Annotated in this window: 1 protein-coding gene; it reads right to left on the bottom strand. The window is 69.0% G+C overall.

Annotated elements, in window-relative coordinates:
• Window positions 1–802: hypothetical protein (locus FK498_RS18820; protein WP_141857247.1), on the bottom strand; the 802-nt coding region annotated here is incomplete at its 3' end.
• Between the last annotated feature and the right edge of the window lie 226 nt (window positions 803–1028).

Genomic DNA, 1028 nt, shown 5'->3' with positions numbered 1-1028 from the left:
CGGCCGCGCCGATCGCGGCCAGCGCGGCGAGCGCGCCGGCGAGCAGGACGGCCGCGGACGGCTCCGGCACCGCGGCGACGATGGCGAAGGGCGCGGTCCAGCGGACCGAGGCGAAGTCGTCGGCCGAATTCACCAGCCAGTCGATCCGCAGCGTGTCCATCGCGCCGATGAAGCCCAGGAATCCGTGGCGGATCCGGGGATCGCCGCCATCGACGGGCGCAAGCGGCCCATCCCAGGTCAGCACCTGGCCGGCGACGTCGACCGGGTGCTCGAAGTCGCCGTAGCCGATGTGCCACGTGAAGGCGCCGCCGAAACCGAGGATCGGGCGGTCGAAGGCAGCCTCGAAGCCGTTCACGCCGAGACAGGGATAGACGGGCTCGGCGCACTTGAAGTGCACTTCGATCGTGTCCGGGCCGAGCGTCGGGGCGAAGAAGCCGAGCGATCGCGAGTACCAGTCGGACGGGAAACTGAACCCAGACGGTGTGTCAATCCAGACCTCGCCTGGGGTGGTGTAGGCGCCGAAGTCGTCGCGGAACACGGGATTGTGCAGGCTGAACGGCACCAGCATCACCGGCCCCAGGCTTCCTGCCGCGCTCAGCCAGGCGGCGGCGTCGAGATAGGCCACCGCCGCCCGTGCCGGCGGCGCCGTCAGCGTCGCCCCGCCCGCGGCGACCGAAAGAAGGACCGCTGCAACCCTGGATCGAATGGTCATTGTACTCCTCCCCTGACCAACAAATACTGCCACAAAGCATAACAGAAAATCCTGAAAACGTAGAGTGTCCGAGTCCCAGAAATCCGCCATCTCCTGTCAGAATACTTGAGGTTGCATTCATTTCTGCTGATGGAATCCAGGAGGGCGGCGGCAATCGGGCCGCGCGGCCGTGCCGGCCGAACGGCCCCTCCGTGCAGGCACGGCCGCCGCCGCCAGCCAGGCGCGTTCGCCTCGGGTCGCTGCACGGAACGGTTGACGCGGCGGCCGAGCGCCTCCGCGCTCCGGAGCCCGGCCGGTCAGCCGAGCACGTCGCGGC

It is taken from the genome of Elioraea sp. Yellowstone (assembly GCF_006704265.1).
GTDB lineage: Bacteria > Pseudomonadota > Alphaproteobacteria > Acetobacterales > Acetobacteraceae > Elioraea.
Note: the sequence above shows the minus strand (reverse complement) of the source record. Positions and strands in the feature narration are given on the sequence as shown.